At 61.8% G+C, this 18,340-nt stretch carries 17 protein-coding genes; 10 read left to right on the forward strand and 7 right to left on the reverse strand.

Annotation, left to right across the window (positions count from 1 at the left end):
• Nucleotides 1-23: 23 nt before the first annotated feature.
• Nucleotides 24-2,036, reverse strand: coding sequence for a bifunctional tRNA (5-methylaminomethyl-2-thiouridine)(34)-methyltransferase MnmD/FAD-dependent 5-carboxymethylaminomethyl-2-thiouridine(34) oxidoreductase MnmC (gene mnmC / locus MXF20_RS10010; protein WP_325969108.1), 2,013 nt, complete (start codon nucleotides 2,034-2,036; stop codon nucleotides 24-26).
• Nucleotides 2,037-2,191: 155 nt separating this feature from the next.
• On the opposite strand from mnmC, the gene fabB reads away from it, so the two are divergent.
• Nucleotides 2,192-3,412, forward strand: coding sequence for a beta-ketoacyl-ACP synthase I (fabB, locus tag MXF20_RS10015; protein WP_021509164.1), 1,221 nt, complete (start codon nucleotides 2,192-2,194; stop codon nucleotides 3,410-3,412).
• Nucleotides 3,413-3,474: 62 nt separating this feature from the next.
• Here the strand turns inward: fabB and MXF20_RS10020 are convergent, their stop codons facing one another.
• The gene (locus tag MXF20_RS10020) at nucleotides 3,475-4,893 is read right to left on the reverse strand and encodes a PLP-dependent aminotransferase family protein (protein ID WP_325969109.1); all 1,419 of its coding nucleotides are present in this window, start codon (nucleotides 4,891-4,893) and stop codon (nucleotides 3,475-3,477) included.
• Between the two features lie 86 nt (nucleotides 4,894-4,979).
• Between MXF20_RS10020 and MXF20_RS10025 the strand changes: the two genes are divergently transcribed.
• The gene (locus tag MXF20_RS10025) at nucleotides 4,980-5,423 is read left to right on the forward strand and encodes a rhodanese-like domain-containing protein (protein WP_325969110.1); all 444 of its coding nucleotides are present in this window, start codon (nucleotides 4,980-4,982) and stop codon (nucleotides 5,421-5,423) included.
• A 14-nt stretch (nucleotides 5,424-5,437) separates the two neighbouring features.
• Here MXF20_RS10025 and flk read toward each other — a convergent pair whose 3' ends face one another.
• From flk to MXF20_RS10045, 4 genes are all read right to left on the reverse strand, one after another.
• Nucleotides 5,438-6,469: a flagella biosynthesis regulator Flk gene (gene flk, locus MXF20_RS10030; protein ID WP_325969112.1), complete on the reverse strand. Its 1,032-nt coding sequence runs from the start codon at nucleotides 6,467-6,469 to the stop codon at nucleotides 5,438-5,440.
• A 119-nt stretch (nucleotides 6,470-6,588) separates the two neighbouring features.
• Complete coding sequence (locus tag MXF20_RS10035; protein ID WP_325969114.1) at nucleotides 6,589-8,097, reverse strand: tripartite tricarboxylate transporter permease; 1,509 nt, start codon at nucleotides 8,095-8,097, stop codon at nucleotides 6,589-6,591.
• A 12-nt stretch (nucleotides 8,098-8,109) separates the two neighbouring features.
• A complete protein-coding gene (locus MXF20_RS10040) occupies nucleotides 8,110-8,541 on the reverse strand; it encodes a tripartite tricarboxylate transporter TctB family protein (RefSeq protein WP_325969116.1) in 432 nt (143 codons plus the stop codon).
• Between the two features lie 11 nt (nucleotides 8,542-8,552).
• Nucleotides 8,553-9,530 carry a Bug family tripartite tricarboxylate transporter substrate binding protein gene (locus tag MXF20_RS10045; RefSeq protein WP_058769888.1) on the reverse strand — a complete coding sequence of 326 codons (978 nt, stop codon included), beginning with the start codon at nucleotides 9,528-9,530 and terminating at the stop codon, nucleotides 8,553-8,555.
• Between the two features lie 120 nt (nucleotides 9,531-9,650).
• Between MXF20_RS10045 and tctD the strand changes: the two genes are divergently transcribed.
• Together tctD and MXF20_RS10055 are read left to right on the forward strand one after the other, a co-directional pair.
• Complete coding sequence (gene tctD, locus MXF20_RS10050; protein ID WP_104093057.1) at nucleotides 9,651-10,322, forward strand: transcriptional regulator TctD; 672 nt, start codon at nucleotides 9,651-9,653, stop codon at nucleotides 10,320-10,322.
• A complete protein-coding gene (locus tag MXF20_RS10055) occupies nucleotides 10,313-11,689 on the forward strand; it encodes a sensor histidine kinase (RefSeq protein WP_325969118.1) in 1,377 nt (458 codons plus the stop codon). The genes tctD and MXF20_RS10055 overlap by 10 nt, the downstream gene beginning before the upstream one ends.
• Here MXF20_RS10055 and MXF20_RS10060 read toward each other — a convergent pair.
• Nucleotides 11,676-12,581 carry a DMT family transporter gene (locus MXF20_RS10060; protein WP_325969119.1) on the reverse strand — a complete coding sequence of 302 codons (906 nt, stop codon included), beginning with the start codon at nucleotides 12,579-12,581 and terminating at the stop codon, nucleotides 11,676-11,678. The genes MXF20_RS10055 and MXF20_RS10060 overlap by 14 nt on opposite strands.
• A gap of 95 nt (nucleotides 12,582-12,676) precedes the next feature.
• Between MXF20_RS10060 and MXF20_RS10065 the strand changes: the two genes are divergently transcribed.
• The 6 genes from MXF20_RS10065 to accD all read left to right on the forward strand — a co-directional run bounded on the left by MXF20_RS10065 (nucleotide 12,677) and on the right by accD (nucleotide 18,281).
• Nucleotides 12,677-13,456: a helix-turn-helix transcriptional regulator gene (locus tag MXF20_RS10065; protein WP_325969120.1), complete on the forward strand. Its 780-nt coding sequence runs from the start codon at nucleotides 12,677-12,679 to the stop codon at nucleotides 13,454-13,456.
• A gap of 57 nt (nucleotides 13,457-13,513) precedes the next feature.
• The gene (pdxB, locus tag MXF20_RS10070; protein ID WP_325969122.1) at nucleotides 13,514-14,650 is read left to right on the forward strand and encodes a 4-phosphoerythronate dehydrogenase PdxB; all 1,137 of its coding nucleotides are present in this window, start codon (nucleotides 13,514-13,516) and stop codon (nucleotides 14,648-14,650) included.
• 77 nt (nucleotides 14,651-14,727) lie between these two features.
• The gene (locus MXF20_RS10075) at nucleotides 14,728-15,738 is read left to right on the forward strand and encodes an aspartate-semialdehyde dehydrogenase (RefSeq protein WP_325969124.1); all 1,011 of its coding nucleotides are present in this window, start codon (nucleotides 14,728-14,730) and stop codon (nucleotides 15,736-15,738) included.
• Nucleotides 15,738-16,550, forward strand: coding sequence for a tRNA pseudouridine(38-40) synthase TruA (gene truA / locus MXF20_RS10080; RefSeq protein ID WP_325969125.1), 813 nt, complete (start codon nucleotides 15,738-15,740; stop codon nucleotides 16,548-16,550). The genes MXF20_RS10075 and truA overlap by 1 nt, the downstream gene beginning before the upstream one ends.
• Before the next feature lie 27 nt (nucleotides 16,551-16,577).
• Nucleotides 16,578-17,240: a DedA family protein gene (locus MXF20_RS10085; RefSeq protein WP_325969127.1), complete on the forward strand. Its 663-nt coding sequence runs from the start codon at nucleotides 16,578-16,580 to the stop codon at nucleotides 17,238-17,240.
• A gap of 132 nt (nucleotides 17,241-17,372) precedes the next feature.
• Nucleotides 17,373-18,281 carry an acetyl-CoA carboxylase, carboxyltransferase subunit beta gene (accD, locus tag MXF20_RS10090; protein WP_325969129.1) on the forward strand — a complete coding sequence of 303 codons (909 nt, stop codon included), beginning with the start codon at nucleotides 17,373-17,375 and terminating at the stop codon, nucleotides 18,279-18,281.
• Nucleotides 18,282-18,340 lie beyond the last annotated feature (59 nt).

Genomic DNA, 18,340 nt, shown 5'->3' on the forward strand with positions numbered 1-18,340 from the left:
GGGGCGATCGCTCGCCCCGCGCTTCAGCGTCCTGCCTTTTTCCCTTTCAGCAATTTGCGCACCCAGTAACGGTTGGGATGCAGCGCCGCCAGCGTGCTGCCGTCCAGCGGCTGCGGTTCGCCACTCATTTGTGCCGCCAGCACTTCTGCCGCCAGCGGTGCGCTGCACAGCCCGCGCGAACCCAGCGCGCCAAGCACGAACAGGCCGGGATGCAACGGGGCTTCCGCAATCGGCTCGCCGCGCGCGCGCTGCACCGCTAAATCCGCATACTCACTGAGCGTCGCCGCATAATCCGGCACGCTGCCGCTCATCGGCAGGTGATCGCGCGTGGCGCAGCGCACGCCGCTGCGCGCTTCATCAGCGCTGACGTCAACCTGCGTCGGCCAGCTGACCTGCGGCAGACAGTTAATCAGCCGCTGACGGTTCTCCTGCTGATCGTCGGCGCGAAATTCGGTTGCTGTCTCACCGCGATGGTAGCTGGCACCAATGCAGTGCGTGGCAAAATTCGGGCTGACCGGCGTGAGATAGCCGTCGTAACACAGCACGGTACGCAGCGGGTTCAGCGCCGCGTTGGTCGGCACATGGCTGACCTGACCGGCCACTGCATACACCGGCAAATCGCGGCTCTGCTCAATCGCCTGCAGCGCATGGCCGTTGGCCAGCACCACCTGCTGATGGGTGACCGCAGGCTGGTGGGCGAACTGCAGCGTCCAGCCTGTCTGCTGGCGTGCCAGCTGCGTCACGCGATGCAGCCAGTGCATGCGCAGCCCCTGAGTCTGGGCATACTCCAGCAGGTTGCTGGTAAGCTGCGACGGCGACAGCCAGCCGCCCTGCGGATAGAAAATGCCGCCGCAGTCGAGATCGACACCGGCCAGCTGCTGCGCCTGCTGCGGGCTGACGCCGTGCGCCAGCGCGTGCGGCAGCTCCATGCTCAGCATCTGCGCGATCTTCTCCGCGCTTTTGGCATCCCAGCCGAGCTGGAGCACGCCGCTCCACTGATGTTCGAACATCACCGGCAGCGCATCGTACAGGCGACGGGCAAAGCTGAATGCCGCCGGGAAAAAAGTGGCGAGCGCCGGATCGTGCTGATTGAGCAGCGGATAGAGCGCGCCCTGACGGTTACCCGATGCGCCGAGCGCCGGAGCGGCATCGGCGCAGTACAGCGTAACCTGCCAGCCACGGCGCAGCAGCGCCAGCGCCAGTACTGCGCTGGCCACGCCGCCGCCAATCAGCGCCACTTCGTGGCTGGTGGCCTGCGGACGCGCATACCACGGCTGAGCCGGTTGCTGCCCGGGCGCGCTGTCCAGCACGCCGGTCAGCATTTCACGCTTGTGGCCGAAGCCTTTGCGCTTCGCCACGCTGAACCCGGCCTGCTGTAAGCCCCGCCGCACAAAGCCCGCCGAGGTAAAGGTGGCGAAGGTGCCGCCGGGACGCGCCAGCCGCGCCATGGCGGCGAACAGGGAAGGCGTCCACATCTCCGGGTTTTTCGCCGGCGCAAAGCCATCTAAAAACCACGCGTCAACCTGACCGTTGAGGCTGTCATCAAAAGTATCAATCAGCGCGTTAATATCACCCAGCCACAGATCCAGCGTCACCTCGCCGCCATTGAACAGCAGGCGCTGACAGCCGGGCAGGGCCAGCGGCCACTGCTGCTGTAACTGTCCGGCCCACGGGGCCAGTTCCGGCCAGTGCGCGTGCGCGCTCACCAGATCGGCGTGGGTCAGCGGGTATTTTTCGCAGCTGATAAAGTGCAGGCGGCGCAAGCTGGCTTGCGGATGGGCGGCGCGGAAGCGATCGAACGCCTGCCACAGGGTAAGAAAGTTGAGTCCGGTGCCAAAACCGCTCTCGGCAACGATAAACAGATCGCGCGGATGTGCGGCAAATCGCTGCGGAAGATGGTTACCGTCGAGGAACACATAGCGCGTCTCCTCCAGTCCGTTGTCGTTGGAGAAATAGACGTCGTCGAACGCTCGGGAAACAGGTGTACCCTGATCGTTCCAGTTTAATTGCGCGTGTTCAACCGGGGATAACTTCACGGGAAAGGCTCATTTTTCAGGCAGTGGCGCGATTTTAGCGAGTGGCGTCACATGACGCAAATTTACAAAAGGAAATGGCTGATCGGACTTGTTCGGCGTACAACTGTAAGCTAGAGTGCACGTCAATCCAAAAGAAGTGGAATGAGGACTATTGAATGAAACGTGCAGTGATTACTGGCCTGGGTATCGTTTCCAGTATTGGTAATAACCAGCAGGAAGTGCTGGCTTCCCTGCGTGAAGGCCGTTCCGGAATCACTTTCTCCGAAGAGATGAAAGATGCCGGCATGCGCAGCCATGTATGGGGTAACGTCAAACTGGACACTAACGGGCTCATCGATCGCAAAATCGTGCGTTTCATGAGTGATGCCTCAATCTATGCCTATCTGTCGATGGCAGAAGCAATCAAAGATTCCGGCCTGACGGATGAGCAGTACCAGAACAACCCGCGCGTCGGTCTGATTGCCGGTTCCGGTGGTGGTTCCCCGCGTTATCAGGTGTTCGGTGCGGACGCGATGCGTGGCCCGCGCGGCCTGAAAGGCGTTGGCCCGTACGTCGTGACCAAAGCGATGGCGTCCGGCGTCTCTGCCTGCCTGGCCACGCCGTTCAAAATTCACGGCGTTAACTACTCCATCAGCTCGGCGTGCGCGACTTCAGCACACTGCATCGGTAACGCGGTAGAGCAGATTCAGCTGGGCAAACAGGATGTGGTATTTGCCGGCGGCGGCGAAGAGCTGAGCTGGGAAATGGCCTGTGAGTTCGACGCCATGGGCGCGCTCTCCACCAAATACAACGAAACCCCGGAAAAAGCGTCGCGTACTTACGATGCCAGCCGTGACGGCTTCGTTATCGCTGGCGGCGGCGGTATGGTGGTAGTGGAAGAGCTGGAGCATGCGCTGGCGCGTGGTGCCCACATCTACGCCGAGATCGTCGGCTACGGCGCAACCTCTGACGGCGCTGACATGGTTGCACCGTCAGGTGAAGGCGCGGTGCGTTGCATGAAGATGGCGATGCAGGGTCTGGATACGCCAATCGACTACCTCAACACCCACGGCACTTCCACGCCGGTCGGCGACGTGAAAGAGCTGGGCGCGATTCGCGAAGTGTTTGGCGACAACACGCCATACATCTCTGCGACCAAAGCCATGACCGGTCACTCGCTGGGTGCGGCAGGTGTGCAGGAAGCGATTTACACCCTGCTGATGCTGGAGCACAGCTTCATCGCGCCAAGCATCAACGTGGAACAGCTGGATGACGCAGCCAAAGGCATGAACATCGTGACGCAGCCAACCGAAAAAGCGCTGACCACGGTGATGTCTAACAGCTTCGGCTTCGGTGGCACCAACGCCACGCTGACCCTGCGTAAATATCAGGCGTAACGCTGACGCTGATGCTCAAAGGCCGGTTAATCCGGCCTTTGTTGTTTTTGTCGCTGACGGATTTACCTTGCCAGCAGCGCGACCAGCTTCGCGCAGGCGCGGTCAATTTCGCCGGGCGTCAACGCCGCAAAGCCGAGTATCCAGCCCTGCTGACGCGATGCGCCGGCGTAGAGTGGCGAAAGCGGCGGCAGCAGCAGACCGTCTGTCTGCGCCTGTTGCGTAAGCCGCGCCTCATCTCCCTGTAATAACGCCACCGTTAACTGCAATCCGCCCGCTGCCGGCAGTGGCCGCAGCCACGGCTGCAGGTGCTGTTCCAGCTGCGTCAGTAGCCGATCGCGCCGGCTATGGTAAAGCTGACGCATCAGCCGCAGGTGACTGGCGAAATAGCCTTGCTGGATAAATTCGGCGGTAATCGCCTGCGGCAGCAGGGCGCTGTGGCCGTCCAGTACGCTGCGCGCGCGACCCAGCGCCGTCACCAGCGCCGTGGGCACCACCATCCACGCCAGCCGCAGCGACGGAAACAGGGTTTTGGAAAAGGTACCCAGGGTGATGACCCGACTATCGGCTTCCATGCCTTGTAGCGCCGGGGCCGGGCGGCCGTCATAGTGAAACTCGCTGTCGTAGTCATCCTCGATCAGCCAGCTGTCGTGCTGACGCGCCCACGCCAGCCACTGCAGCCGCCGCGCGAGGCTCATCGGGGTGCCGGTCGGATAGTGGTGGCCGGGCGTCAGATACACCAGCTGTGCCCGACCGCTGAGCGGCAGCGCGCCCTGATCGTCCAGCGGCATGGCGCGGCAGCGGGCACCGGCAGCGAGAAAGGCGTTGCGCGCACCACGGTAACCCGGCTCTTCCAGCCACACTTCATCCTCCGCATCCAGAAACATCAGCGCCAGCAGCTGCAGCGCCTGCTGTGAACTGGTGAGCACGATGACCTGCTCAGCCGTACAGCGCACGCCGCGCGACAGCGCCAGATAATCCGCTATCGCCTGACGCAATGGCGGATAACCAAGTGGATCGCCGTAGCCCATCACCTGACTGCCCAGCGAGCGCTGTACGCTGTGACTCAGCCGCTGCCACTGGCGGTGCGGAAACGCGCGCAGATCCGGTGATCCGGCGGCAAAGGCGAGAGGAAAAGGGGGATCCTGACAGCCACCGGTGGCCAGCACCTGCTCGCCGCGGCGCGAAAAGCGCGGTGCGCGCTGCTGCGTGGCCTTTTCCGCCGGCGGCGGCAGGGCGATGGCGACAAAGGTGCCGCGTCCGCTGTGCCGCTGCAGGTAGCCTTCGCTCTCCAGCTGGCTGTAAGCGGCTTCGACCGTCACGCGCGACAGCGCCAGATCGGCAGCCAGCTGGCGGCTGGACGGCAACTTCTGCCCGAAGTGCAAATGGCCGCTGACAATGGCCTGGCGCAGCGTGGCGCACAGCCGCTGGCGTAAACCGCCCTGCGTCTGATGACGAAACAGCGGCAAAAAGGCGTGATGCATAATGGTCTTATCGTTCAGGCTGAAGTGGTATCAGAGTGCAGACCACTTTGCCGTACACTGCAGGGACATCACAACAGGAGAATGCCATGTCAGCCGTTTTGTTTTATCCGCCCGCCAGCCCGCAGCACAGCGTGGCTTATCTGCAGCACAAACTGAGCTACTACACCGATGCCTGGGATCTGGCGGCGGATTTGGCTCAGGGCGTCACGCAGATTGTGGTGATTGATGCCCGCAGCCGCGAGGCGTATCAGGCCGGACATCTCTGCGGCGCGCTGTCGTTGCCGCATCGCGAAATCGATGCGGCCAGCACCGCGCGGCTCGATCGTCACCGCGTCTACGTGACGTACTGCGACGGCATCGGCTGCAACGGTTCGACCAAAGCGGCGCTAAAGCTGGCTGAACTGGGGTTTCAGGTTAAAGAGTTGATTGGCGGGCTGGATTTCTGGAAGCGCGATGGCCACCCGATGGCGTGGGGCGCGGCGGCAGGCGAGTGGCCCGCCGCGGGACCCGCGGCGGCGTGCGGCTGCTGAGTGCGATGGCTTAACTACAGCAGCAGCCAGAGCAAAAAGAAGAACAGCGTCAGGCCGAGCACCAGCGTCAGCGCCGGGCGCTGTGCCAGTGGACGCGGCAGGATCTCAACAAACGGTGCCCAGATCGGCTGCGGACGCAGCTCGCTGTCGGCCAGCGGCGTTTCGCTGTTGCGCTCGGCGCGGCGGCTGAACAGCAGCATCAGCAGATCCTGGCTTTGTGCCGGCGTCAGCAACGTCTGAGGCATGGCCTGGAAGCGCTGCAGGCTGTAATCCTCCAGCATGCGCTGCTCGTCGTGGCTCAGCGGCTGCTTGAGCGAGCTTTCCAGCAGCTGCAGCGTCGGCGCGCTGTGCTGGCTCAGTGTCTGGCGCACCTGTAAAAACTGCGTCAGCAGCGGGAAGTGGCGTGAGGGAACCGGGTCGCCGCTTTTAAGATTGACCAGTTTCAGCGTGTCGGCCAGCACTTTTACCGGTGATTCACCGGTGGCGGCGGCAAGGCGCGTAACTTGCTGGTTGAGCGCCTGCTGTTCGGCCGGCAACAGGGTACGATCGGTGGTGCGCGTCTGCTGCGGCTGCGGGATTGCCATCTGACCGTTCTGCAGCATGGTCAGCACCTGGCGCAGCTGATCCTGGCTCAGCGCGCTCAATACCGTCTGATTAAACTGCTGACGGATAAAGTCGCTCACCGCCTGGCGATTGTTGCCCTGCGGCAGTTTTTCCAGCAGCTGCTGCAACAGCTGGCGCGTGGCGTGGCTGTTCTGCACCTGGGTCAGACGGCTGTTGAGATGCTGCTCGGCCGCCGGAAAGTGGCGCGACTGCAGCTCGGCGTCATTTTTTACGCCCACTTCATGACGGATGCCAGCCCACAGTTCGGGCGCTTTCAGCGTGCTGAGTGACATGATACGGACGATCAGGCGTTCCAGCGTGGTGCGCTGGGCCGGGGAGAGCGGCTGTTCACCTGCCGCAGCGCCGGGGCGGCCTGCGCCGTTAGCCGGGTTAACAGATGAACGATCGCCCGCGGGCACACCGGGACCGCTGAGAGGTTGCATGGCGGAATCCTTGAAAAACGAGTCAGATCCGGGTGCGCCGGAAAAACGATGGCACATGATAGCAAAAGCCCCCGGGAAATCCACGGGGGCGGCAGGGAGAAAAACAATAAGACACGGATTTATTCTGCGGCGGCCAGCTTCATGCGCTTGCGACGCCAGCGCTTCCACAGCGGCGGCACCACCAGCACGGCGACAGCCAGCACCAGCAGCACTTTACAGATCAGGCTTTCCCACAGAATCGGCAGGTTGCCGTTGCTGATTGACAGCGCGCGGCGCAGGTTCTGCTCCAGCATTTCGCCCAGCACAAAGCCAAGAATCAGCGGCGACATCGGGAAATCCATCTTACGCAGGATATAGCCGAAAATGCCCAGCCCGACCATCAGTAGCAGGTCAAACGTAGTGCTGTGCACCGCATACACGCCCACCGCGGAGATGGCGGCGATCGCCGGCACCAGGAACCACAGCGGAATGGTCAGCATGCGTGCAAAGATGTTAATCATCGGGATGTTCATGATCAGCAGCATCACGTTACCGATCAGCAGCGCGGCGATCAGGCCCCAGACGATGTCCGGCTGTTCGGTAAACATCGCCGGACCGGGCGTGATGTTATACAGCGTCAGCGCACCGACCATCACCGCCGTGGTGCCGGAGCCGGGAATGCCCAGCGTCAGCATCGGGATAAACGATCCGCAGGCTGAGGCGTTGTTCGCCGCCTCCGGCGCTGCCACGCCGCGAATATCCCCTTTGCCAAACTGATCGCTGCCGCTGATCTTTTTCTCGGTCATATAGGCAATGGCGCTGGCGATGGTGGCGCCGGCACCCGGCAGCACGCCGACAAAGAAGCCGATGAACGAGGAGCGCAGCGTTGCGCCGGTGGCCTGCGCCGCCTCTTTCATGTTGAACAGCATGCGGCCGCTGGCGCGCACCATTTTCTGGCCGCTGCTGGTGGATTCCAGCATCAGCAGAATTTCGCTCACCGAGAACAGGCCGATGACCACCACCACAAACTGAATGCCGTCCGAGAGATGTACGCTGTCGAAGGTAAAGCGATAGACGCCGGTGTTGGCATCAACGCCCACCGTCGCCATGCCGAGGCCAATCAGCGCAGCGAGGAACGATTTCAGCGGGTTGTGGCTCATCATGCTGCCGAGACAGGCAATCGCGAACACCATCAGCGCGAAGTACTCTGCCGGACCAAACGCCAGCGACCAGTTGGCGAGGATTGGCGCAAACAGAATGATGCCGATGATGGCGATGGTTGAGCCGATAAATGAGCTGACCGCCGAGATCGACAGCGCCACGCCGGCTTTGCCCTGCTGCGCCATCGGATAGCCATCCAGCGCGGTCATGATCGCGCCGGCATCCCCCGGCACGTTAAGCAGAATCGACGAGATGCGCCCGCCATATTCGCAGCCGATGTACACCGTTGCCAGCAGGATCAGCGCGGATTCCGCCGGTAAGTGCAGCGCAAACGCCAGCGGCATCAGAATTGCGACGCCGTTAATCGGGCCAAGCCCCGGCAGCAGGCCGACGATGGTGCCGATAAAGCAGCCAATCAGGGCGATCATCAGGTTTTCCGGCGTCATGGCGACGGCGAAACCCTGCATCAGAAAAGACCAGGTATCCATAATTGACTCCTGTTAACTGAACCAGCTGCCGACCGGCAGCGTGACGTCCAGCAGACGATCGAAGGCGTAAAACAGCGCCACACCCATTACCACACCGGAGAGGACGGCTGCCCACCAGCGTGCGCCAAACAGCATGCCGATGCCGAAGGTCAGCAGCGTGGTACACAGGGCAAAACCCAGCTTCTCAAACAGCCAGCCGTACACCATCAGCATCACGCACAACACCAGCAGCTTTTTCAGCGTTGCCGCCACCGGCCACTGTACGGCGTCCGGCTTGCGCAGCAGCATCATCACCGCGCAGATCGCCATCAGGCCGAGCAGCAGCAGCGGGAAAGGGCGCGGGCCAACCGGCTCGTAGCTGTACTCACTTTGAATCTGCCAGGCGATAACCATCCCGACGATGCAGAGCACCAGCCACACCGCCGCAAAGATACGATCGCTCATCTGTGCCTCCGTTATTTCGCCAGGCCGAACGATTTCGCCTGTTCACGGTAATCTGCCACCTGTTTCTTGACGTAGGCGTCCAGCTCGCTACCAAACAGGTTGAACTCAAACAGGCCGCGCAGATCGCGCTGCTGCTGAAACTCTTTGGTGGTCACCAGTTTTTTAAACGTCTGTTCCCACCACTGATAATCGGCATCGCTGACTTTGGGGCCGAGGTAATAGCCGCGAATGATCGGCCACTCGACGTTGAAGCCCTGCTCTTTGGCGGTCGGGATGTCAGCCAGTTCGCCCGGCAGACGTTTATCGCTCATTACCGCCAGCACGCGCATCTTGCCACCCTGCAGGTGCGGCACCATTTCACTCATGTCGCCTGATACCACCTGGATGTGGTTGCCGAGCAGCGCGGTAACCGGTTCGCCGCCGCCTTCAAACGCCACATAGCGCATTTTGCGCGGATCGATCCCGGCTTCCCGTGCCAGCAGCGCGGTTTTCATCCAGTCCTGGCTGCCGATCGACGCGCCGGCACCGACCACCACTTTGGTCGGATCCTGTTTCATCGCCTCCAGCAGTTCGCCCAGCGTTTTCCACGGCGCGTCAGCGCGCACGGCGACCATGCCGTAGTCCGTGCCAATCGCCGCCAGCCACTTCACGTCATCCACCGAATAACGGCCAAACTTGCCCTGCGACAGGTTCAGCAGCGACCCGCCGGAGAAGGCCACCAGCGTGCCTGCTTCGGCGGGCCGCTGCGCAATGATCGCGTTGTAAGCCACGGCACCGACGCCGCCCGGCATGTAGGTCACGCGCATCGGCGTGGTGATCTGCCCGGTTTCCTGCAGTGAAACCTGGATCAGTTTACAGGTCAGATCAAAACCGCCGCCGGGTTTGGCCGGGGCGATACATTCGGTCCGCTCGGGTGCCGCAGCCTGTGCCGCAGAAAGAGAAAAAGCCAGCAGGGTCGTGGCGAAGGCGGTGCGCATTGTTTTTTTCATCTGTCGCTCCATTGTTTCTTCCAGAGTGTGATTGCCACCGAACATTCGGGGTTGCTGAATTGTTAAAACAGCAACCTTTCATTTACCTTTCAGCCATCGGCAAAACTAACAGGATGTGATATGCGTCTCTTACTGGTGGAAGATACCGTCGAGCTGGCCAACTGGCTGCAGAAAGCGCTGACGCAAAAAGGCTTCGCCGTGGACTGGGTGGCCGACGGCGTGGCGGCGGATCATGTGTTGCAGAGTGAGGATTATGCGCTGGTGGTACTGGATGTGTCGCTGCCGCGGCTCGATGGTCTGGCGGTGCTGGCGCGCCTGCGCAAGCGCGGGCAACGCGTGCCGGTGCTGCTGCTCACCGCACAGAGCGCGCTGCAACAGCGCGTGCAGGGGCTGAATGCTGGGGCCGATGATTACCTCACCAAGCCGTTTGAGCTGGACGAGCTGGACGCGCGGCTGCGCGCGCTGCTGCGCCGCAGTCAGGGCCAGGCCACGCAGACGCAAAGCCTCGGCCAGCTGGAGCGCGATGCCGAAGGCTATTTCCTGCTGAATCACAAACCGCTGCCGCTGACACCGCGCGAGGCCAGCGTGCTGTCGACGCTGATGCAGCGCCCGGGAAGGCCGGTGTCGCGCCAGCATCTGTACGAGCAGACCTTCACGCTGGCGGATGAGGCCAGCCCGGAGAGCATTGAGCTGTATGTGCATCGGGTGCGTAAAAAGCTGGCGGGCAGCGACGTGGCGATCGTCACACTGCGCGGCCTCGGCTACAGCCTGGAGTGCCAGCCGTGCGACTGATCCACTCGCTGCGCGGTGAACTGCTGGCGTGGCTGGGCGCGCCGCTGCTGCTGCTGTGGGGATTGTCGGTCTACACCCATTATCAGAGCGCGCTGCAGGCGGCGAATCAGGCTTACGATCGCTCGCTGCTGGCCTCGGCGCGCACCGTGGCCGAGCGGCTGGTGGTGCGTCATCAACGGCTGGAAGTGGATGTGCCCTGGGTGGTGCTGGACAGCTTTGAGCGCAACATGAACGATCAGCTGTTCTATCAGGTGATTTCGCCCGAAGGTCGCACGCTGTCCGGCTACCCGGATTTACCGCTGGTGCCGGGCAACGCGCCGCTGTCCGATGTCTATCCGGCGCTGGTGCACTTCTACGATGCGCACTACCGCAAGCAGCCGATTCGCGTAGCCGCGCTGTGGCAGCCGGTGAATGAGGAAGGGGTGCAGGGCATGGCGCTGGTGCTGGTGGCGGAAACGCTCAATTCGCGTCACGCCTTTGCCGACAGTCTGCTGCGCACCGCGCTGATCAGCCAGAGTTTTCTGGTGCTGATCACGCTGCTGCTGGCCGGGCTGCTGCTGCGGAAAGTGCTGCGCCCGCTGCGCCGGCTGTCACGCATGATGCTGCGTCGCGCGCCGGGTGAACTGACTCCGCTGCCGTCGCTGCTGCCGTGGTCAGAACTGCAGCCGCTGATCATCGCCTTCAACCGCCATCTGGAGCGGCTGCGCGGACTGCTGGCGCGGCAGGAACGCTTTAGCGCCGATGTGTCGCACCAGCTGCGCACGCCGCTCACCATTCTGAAAACCCAGGTCGGCGTCGCGCTCAGCAGCGACGATCCGCAGCAGTGGCGCGAAAGCCTGCAGGGCATGCGTCATACGCTGGACGACACCGTCCAGCTCACCGATCGCCTGCTGCAGCTGGCGCAAATCAAGGCGCGCCACGGCGAAGATAAGCCCTTCAGCAAGGTCAATCTCAGCGATATCGTGCAGCAGGCCTGTTTCAGCGGCTATGCGGCGGCGCGGCGTAAACAGATCGATCTGGGCTTTGAAGAGCAGGCGGCGAGCCAGGTGCAGGGCGATGCGCTGCTGCTGGCCGAGCTGTGCGCCAACCTGCTGGATAACGCCATCAAATACACGCCGCACGGCGGCACGGTGACCGCGCGGCTGCGGCAAAAGGTGCTGGAAATTGAAGACAGCGGGCCGGGCATCGCGGCGGATCAGCAGCGCCAGGCGCTGCAGCCGTTTGGCCGGCTCGATCACGCCAGCCAGCCCGGCGCGGGCATTGGACTGGCGCTGGTGCAGGATATCTGCGCCTGGCACGGCGCGCAGCTGCAGCTGGACCGCAGCCCGCAGCTGGGCGGACTGCGGGTGACGGTCAGCTTTCGCTGATCGGCGGGGAGATTGCGCGTGCTTTACGCAGCGGAGTTTTCAGCCGCTGCGCCAGGATCACCCCGATCAGCGTCAGACCGCCGCCAATCCAGTGGTAAGCCTGCAACTGTTCGTGCAGGAACAGCACGGCAATGATGGCGGTAAACACCGGCACCACGTTCATGAAAATGCTGGTGGTGCTGGCGCCGAGGCGCTGCACGCCGAGGATCCACAGGAACGGTGCCACAATCGAGGCAAACAGCCCGGCGAACAGCACCAGCGGAATATTGTCGGCATTCAGCGTTACCTGCGGCGCGTGGCAGAAGCCGGGCAGCAGCAACAGCACGCCAAAGAAGATTTGCACGTAGAGGCTTTGCCACGTCGGCAGCGGAATCGCCCAGCGTTTCGTCAGCACGCCGTACAGCGCGTAGGAGGTTGAGGCTGCCAGCATCATCAGCTCGCCGTTGCCGAGGCGCTGGCTGAGCAGCTGCGCCGGGTTACCCGCGCTCACCAGCCACACCAGCCCGGCAAACGACAGCAGGCCGCCAATCAGAATGCCGCGCGTCGGCGCGAGGCGCAGCACCACCAGGCTGAGCAGAATGGTCAGCAGCGGAATGGTAGCGCCAAGAATCCCCATCATCACCGCCGAGACGCTGTGCGCCGCGTAATAGGCGAGGCTCTGATACAGCACCATGCCGAGCAGGCCCAGCACCAGCAGTCGCCACAGCTGGGTTTTAATGGTATGACGATGACGCCATACGCCCGGCAGGCAGAAGGGCGTGAGCACCAGCAGCGCCAGCAGCCAGCGGTAAAAAGAGATGGCGGCAGGATCGATGCTGCCGGCAGAAAGCTTGCTGACGATGGTGTTGATCGACCAGATCAGCACCGCCACCAGCGGTAACAATAAGTTCATAGTACGGCTCCGGATGTGAATCGCGACTAGCTTACGTTTGACCGGTTTAAAGCAGATAGTTAAAATCGGACAAAATTCGTTAGTGACCGGACAGAATGAATCTTCAGGTTGAATATCAGCCACCGCGCGACGCGCCGCTGCTGCGTTTTTTTCTGCGCTATGAGCAAACCAACGCCAAAACCGAATACCTGCCGCATCAGCACGACTGGGGGCAGGCGATATTCGTCACCAGCCACGTGCTGGAGATGGAAGTCGAGGGCGAGCGGCTGCTGACGCCGGCCGAGATGCCGATCTGGATCCCGCCCGGCCAGCGCCACAGCAGCTACAACCACTGTCAGGCACAGTTTCGCACCTTCAATCTTGCCGCTGATTTATGCGCCGGCATGCCGGAGAAAGCCTGCCTGCTGAGCGTTGACGCCATCGTGCACGCCATCATGAATGATTTTGCCCGCCGCGCGCTGGATCAGCCGCACAGCGACGCCGACTGGCGGCTGTGCGAAGTGCTGATTGATCGGCTGCGTCTCGCACCGGTGAACACCAGCTATCTGCCGATGTCCGACGATAAATTCCTCGCGCCGATTCTGCGCGCGCTGGAAGAGAACCCGGGTGATAACACCACGCTGGCACAATGGGCGAAGCGCGTGTTTACCACCGAGCGTACGCTAGCGCGGCGTTGTCAGCAGCAGCTGCAGATGTCATTCAGCGAGTGGCGCCAGCGTTTACGCTTTTTGCGCGCCATTGCGCTGCTGGAGCAGGGCTGCAGTGTGCAGGGCATCGCCCACGAGCTGGGCTACAGCTCCGCCTCCGCGCTAATCGTGATGTTTCAGCAGCAGGCCGGCACCACGCCGGATCGCTATCGCAGTCGGTTAGGTTAATCCCCGGCTTTGTGCCATGATATGCCCCGTTTATTTCAAGCAGACAGGACCGCCGCCGTGAAAATTCTCGTCGATGAAAATATGCCGTACGCCCGTGAACTGTTCAGCCGCACCGGAGAGGTGGTGGCGGTACCGGGCCGCCCGCTGCCGGCAGGTGAACTGCAGGATGCCAGCGCGCTGATGGTGCGCTCCGTGACCAAAGTGGATGCCGCGCTGCTGGCCGGCACGCCGGTGAAGTTTGTCGGCACCGCCACGGCCGGCACCGATCATATCGATGATGCCTCGCTGGCGGCGGCCGGTATCGGCTTCTCGGCCGCGCCGGGCTGTAACGCAATTGCGGTGGTGGAGTATGTGTTCTCCGCGCTGCTGCTGCTGGCCGAACGCGACGGCTTTGATCTGCGCGATCGCACCGTAGGCATCGTCGGCGTCGGTAACGTGGGCGGACGTCTGGCCAAACGCCTCGCCGCGTGGGGGGTAAAAACCCTGCTGTGCGATCCGCCGCGCGCCGATCGCGGCGATGACGAAGATTTCCACTCGCTCGACGCGCTGGTGGCACAGGCCGATATCCTGACCTTCCACACGCCGCTGTTCAAAGACGGCCGCTATAAAAGCTGGCATCTGGCGGATGCCGCGCTGCTGATGGCGCTGCGCCCCAACACCATCCTGATCAATGCCTGCCGTGGCCCGGTGGTGGATAACGCCGCGCTGCTGGAGGTGCTGAAACTGCGTCACGATCTCCGCGTGGTGCTGGACGTGTGGGAACCGGAGCCGGATCTCAACCTCGATCTGCTGGACAAGGTCGATATCGCCACCGCGCATATCGCCGGTTATACCCTTGAAGGGAAAGCGCGCGGTACCACCCAGGTGTTTGAGGCGTGGAGCGCGTTTATCGGTCAGCCGCAGCAGGTGGCGCTGGACACGCTGCTGCCGCGCCCCGAATTTGACACCATTACGCTGCACGGCAGGCTCGATCAGCCGACGCTGAAACGCCTGGTGCATCTGGTGTATGATGTGCGCCGCGACGATGCGCCGCTGCGCAAAGTGGCCGCGCAGCCGGGCGAATTTGATCGCCTGCGCAAGCAGTATGTCGAGCGCCGCGAGTGGTCTTCGCTGCAGGTGATCTGTGATGAGGCGGAGAGCGCGGCGCTGCTCAATCAGCTTGGCTTCAGCGCCACGCTGCAGGCGAATCACTAATCTCTGATTTTTCTGAATTAATGGGCGATGCATGTCATCGCCTCTCTTTTTTATGTCATTGTCTGGAGTAAACCAACATGTCTGACGGCTGGAATATTGCGCTACTGGGCGCGACAGGCGCAGTAGGGAACGCTGTACTGGAACTGCTGGCGGAACGCCAGTTCCCGGTTGGTGAGTTGTATCTGCTGGCGAGTGAAAACAGCGCCGGTGAAAGCGTACGCTTTGATGGCCGCTCGCTGCGCGTGCAGGACGCCGCAGAATTTGACTGGTCGCAGGCGCAGCTGGCGTTCTTTACCGCCGGCCGTGAGGCGTCGGCGCGTTATGCCGAAGAAGCCGCCAGCCAGGGTTGCCTGGTAATCGACAGCAGCGACCTGTTCGCGCTGGAGCCGGACGTGCCGCTGGTGGTGCCGGATGTCAATCCACAGGTGCTGGCGGATTACCGCAATCGCAACATCATTACCGTGGCCGATGCGCTGGTCAGCCAGCTGTTAAGCGCCATCAAACCGCTGGTGGATACCGCCGGTTTAGGCCGTCTGCAGGTGACCAATCTGGTGTCGGTCTCCAGCCACGGTAAAGCAGCAGTTGATGGACTGGCCGGTGAGAGCGCGCGCCTGCTGAACGGCGTACCGGCTGATGAGCACTATTTTGGCCGCCAGCTGGCGTTCAACCTGCTGCCGCAGCAGGCGGATAACGCAGGCAGCGTGGCGAGCGAGCGCCGTCTGGTCGATCAGGTGCGGAAAGTGCTGCAGGACGAAGGATTACCGATTGCGGTGAGCAGTGTGCAGGCGCCGGTGTTCTACGGCAACGCGCAGATCGTCTATATCGAAAACCTGCGGCCGCTGTCGGCGGAGGAAGCACGTGACGAGCTGGCGCGTGCCGACGATATCAGCCTGAGCGACGACGGCGATTACCCGACGCCGGTCAGCGACGCCTCCGGCAGTGAAGCACTGAGCATCGGCAGCGTGCGCAACGACTACGGCATTCCGGAGCTGCTGCAGTTCTGGTCGGTGGCCGACAACATCCGCTTCGGCGGCGCGCTGATGGCGGTGAAAACCGCAGAGAAGCTGGTGCAGGAGTATCTGTATTAATGCTGGAAGATGTGACCCCATTTAAGCTGGCGCTCGGCATTGAGTATGACGGCAGCCGTTACTACGGCTGGCAGCGCCAGAATGAAGTGCGCAGCGTGCAGGAAAAGCTGGAAAAAGCGCTGGCGAAAGTGGCCAATCACCCGGTGAACGTGTTCTGCGCCGGCCGCACTGATGCGGGCGTGCACGGTACCGGCCAGGTGGTGCATTTTGAGACCACCTCATCACGTGCCGACAGCGCCTGGACGCTGGGCGTGAACGCCAACCTGCCGGACGATATTGCGGTGCGCTGGGTGAAAGCGGTGCCGGACACCTTTCACGCGCGCTTCAGCGCCACCGCGCGCCGTTATCGCTACGTGATTTACAACCAGCGGCTGCGCCCGGCAATTCTCGGCAACGGCATTACCCATTTTTACCATCCGCTGGATGCGGAAAAAATGCACCGCGCCGGACAGGCTTTACTGGGTGAGAACGATTTTACCTCGTTCCGTGCGGTGCAGTGCCAGTCGCGCACGCCGTGGCGCAACGTGATGCATCTCAACGTCACGCGTCAGGGGCCGTACGTGATTGTTGATATCAAAGCCAACGCCTTTGTGCATCACATGGTGCGCAATATCGTCGGCAGTCTGCTGGAGATTGGCTGCGGCAATCAGCCGGAAACATGGATGGCCACGCTGCTGGCGGCGAAAGATCGCACGCTGGCGGCGGCAACCGCGAAAGCCGAAGGGCTGTATCTGGTGGCGGTGGATTATCCTGCTCAGTTTGCGTTACCTCAGCCTGCGCTGGGACCGTTGTTCCTCGCGGATTCATTTTAATCGGAAAGTGTCAGGGAGTTAGCTGTTATGGAGTTTATCCACTTTATCGTCGATTTCATTTTGCACATTGACGTGCATCTGGCCGAGCTGGTGGCGCAGTACGGCGTCTGGATTTACGCCATCCTGTTCCTGATTCTGTTCTGTGAAACCGGGCTGGTGGTTACACCGTTCCTGCCGGGCGACTCGCTGCTGTTCGTTGCCGGTGCGCTGGCGGCGCTGCCGGGCAACGATCTCAACGTGCATCTGATGGTGACGCTGCTGGTAATTGCCGCCATTCTCGGCGACGCGGTTAACTACACCATTGGCCGGCTGTTCGGCGAGAAGCTGTTCAGCAACCCGAACTCGAAAATTTTCCGCCGCAGCTACCTCGACAAAACCCACGCGTTCTACGATCGTCACGGCGGCAAAACCATTATACTTGCGCGCTTTGTGCCAATCGTGCGAACCTTTGCCCCCTTTGTGGCGGGAATGGGACACATGTCTTATCGCCACTTCGCGCTCTTTAACGTAACAGGCGCGCTGCTGTGGGTGCTGCTATTCTCCTATGCCGGTTACCTGTTTGGTGACCTGCCGGTGGTGCAGGAAAACCTTAAGTTGCTGATTGTTGGCATCATCATTGTCTCGGTACTGCCAGGCGTGATTGAAGTGTGGCGTCACCGCCGCCAGGCGCGTCAGCACAAGTCGCAGTAAGCCTGTTACCAGATTTTTATCCACAGCGTGAACGGGTTGTGGTTTAATGAGCGACATTTACGGCCTGCTGAAGGTGATTTCAGCAGTAACGACAAGACTGGACCAGGTCAGCATTAAACAGAAAGGTCATCAATGAGCTGGATTGAACGCATACTGAATAAAAGCACTACCACGCCTTCGCGCAAAGCCAGCATCCCGGAAGGGGTGTGGACCAAATGCGATAGCTGTGGTCAGGTGCTGTACCGCGCCGAGCTGGAGCGCAACCTTGAAGTCTGCCCGAAGTGCGACCACCACATGCGTATGCACGCGCGCGAGCGTCTGCATAGCCTGATGGATGAAGGTTCGATGACAGAGCTGGGTAGCGAGCTGGAACCGAAAGACCTGCTCAAGTTCCGCGACTCGAAGAAATACAAAGATCGTCTGGTTGCGGCACAGAAAGAGACCGGCGAGAAAGATGCGCTGGTGGTAATGAAAGGCCAGCTGCACGGTATGCCGGTGGTGGCCGCCGCGTTTGAGTTCTCCTTTATGGGCGGCTCAATGGGCTCGGTGGTTGGCGCCCGTTTCGTGCGTGCGGTTGAGCAGGCGCTGGAAGACAACTGCCCGCTGATCTGCTTCTCCGCCTCCGGCGGTGCGCGTATGCAGGAAGCGCTGCAGTCGCTGATGCAGATGGCAAAAACCAGCGCGGCGCTGGCAAAAATGCAGGAGCGCGGTCTGCCGTATATTTCGGTGCTGACCGACCCGACCATGGGTGGCGTCTCCGCCAGCTTTGCGATGCTGGGCGATTTGAACGTCGCGGAGCCGAAAGCGCTGATCGGCTTTGCCGGCCCACGCGTCATTGAGCAGACGGTACGTGAAAAGCTGCCGCCGGGCTTCCAGCGCAGTGAGTTCCTGATCGAAAAAGGCGCGATCGACATGATCATCCGTCGTCCGGAAATGCGCTACAAGCTGGCCAGCCTGCTGGCGAAAATGATGAACCTGCCGGCACCGCTGCAGGATGGTGATCGCCCGACTGCGGCTGAGCCGGAGAGCAACGAAGCCTGACAGGCAACCGAAAGGCGCATATCCATGCGCCTTTTTATTCACGCACTACATCGTAAAGA

The sequence above is a fragment of the Pantoea dispersa genome (assembly GCF_035783935.1).
Classification (GTDB): Bacteria; Pseudomonadota; Gammaproteobacteria; order Enterobacterales; family Enterobacteriaceae; genus Pantoea; species Pantoea dispersa_C.

Coding starts and splice junctions, on each gene's coding strand:
- fabB (WP_021509164.1), top strand. CDS start 2,192: ATGAAACGTGCAGTGATTACTGGCCTGGGTATCGTTTCCAGTATTGGT.
- MXF20_RS10020 (WP_325969109.1), bottom strand. CDS start 4,893: ATGCATCACGCCTTTTTGCCGCTGTTTCGTCATCAGACGCAGGGCGGT.
- MXF20_RS10025 (WP_325969110.1), top strand. CDS start 4,980: ATGTCAGCCGTTTTGTTTTATCCGCCCGCCAGCCCGCAGCACAGCGTG.
- flk (WP_325969112.1), bottom strand. CDS start 6,469: ATGCAACCTCTCAGCGGTCCCGGTGTGCCCGCGGGCGATCGTTCATCT.
- MXF20_RS10035 (WP_325969114.1), bottom strand. CDS start 8,097: ATGGATACCTGGTCTTTTCTGATGCAGGGTTTCGCCGTCGCCATGACG.
- MXF20_RS10040 (WP_325969116.1), bottom strand. CDS start 8,541: ATGAGCGATCGTATCTTTGCGGCGGTGTGGCTGGTGCTCTGCATCGTC.
- MXF20_RS10045 (WP_058769888.1), bottom strand. CDS start 9,530: ATGAAAAAAACAATGCGCACCGCCTTCGCCACGACCCTGCTGGCTTTT.
- tctD (WP_104093057.1), top strand. CDS start 9,651: ATGCGTCTCTTACTGGTGGAAGATACCGTCGAGCTGGCCAACTGGCTG.
- MXF20_RS10060 (WP_325969119.1), bottom strand. CDS start 12,581: ATGAACTTATTGTTACCGCTGGTGGCGGTGCTGATCTGGTCGATCAAC.
- MXF20_RS10065 (WP_325969120.1), top strand. CDS start 12,677: ATGAATCTTCAGGTTGAATATCAGCCACCGCGCGACGCGCCGCTGCTG.
- MXF20_RS10075 (WP_325969124.1), top strand. CDS start 14,728: ATGTCTGACGGCTGGAATATTGCGCTACTGGGCGCGACAGGCGCAGTA.
- truA (WP_325969125.1), top strand. CDS start 15,738: ATGCTGGAAGATGTGACCCCATTTAAGCTGGCGCTCGGCATTGAGTAT.
- MXF20_RS10085 (WP_325969127.1), top strand. CDS start 16,578: ATGGAGTTTATCCACTTTATCGTCGATTTCATTTTGCACATTGACGTG.
- accD (WP_325969129.1), top strand. CDS start 17,373: ATGAGCTGGATTGAACGCATACTGAATAAAAGCACTACCACGCCTTCG.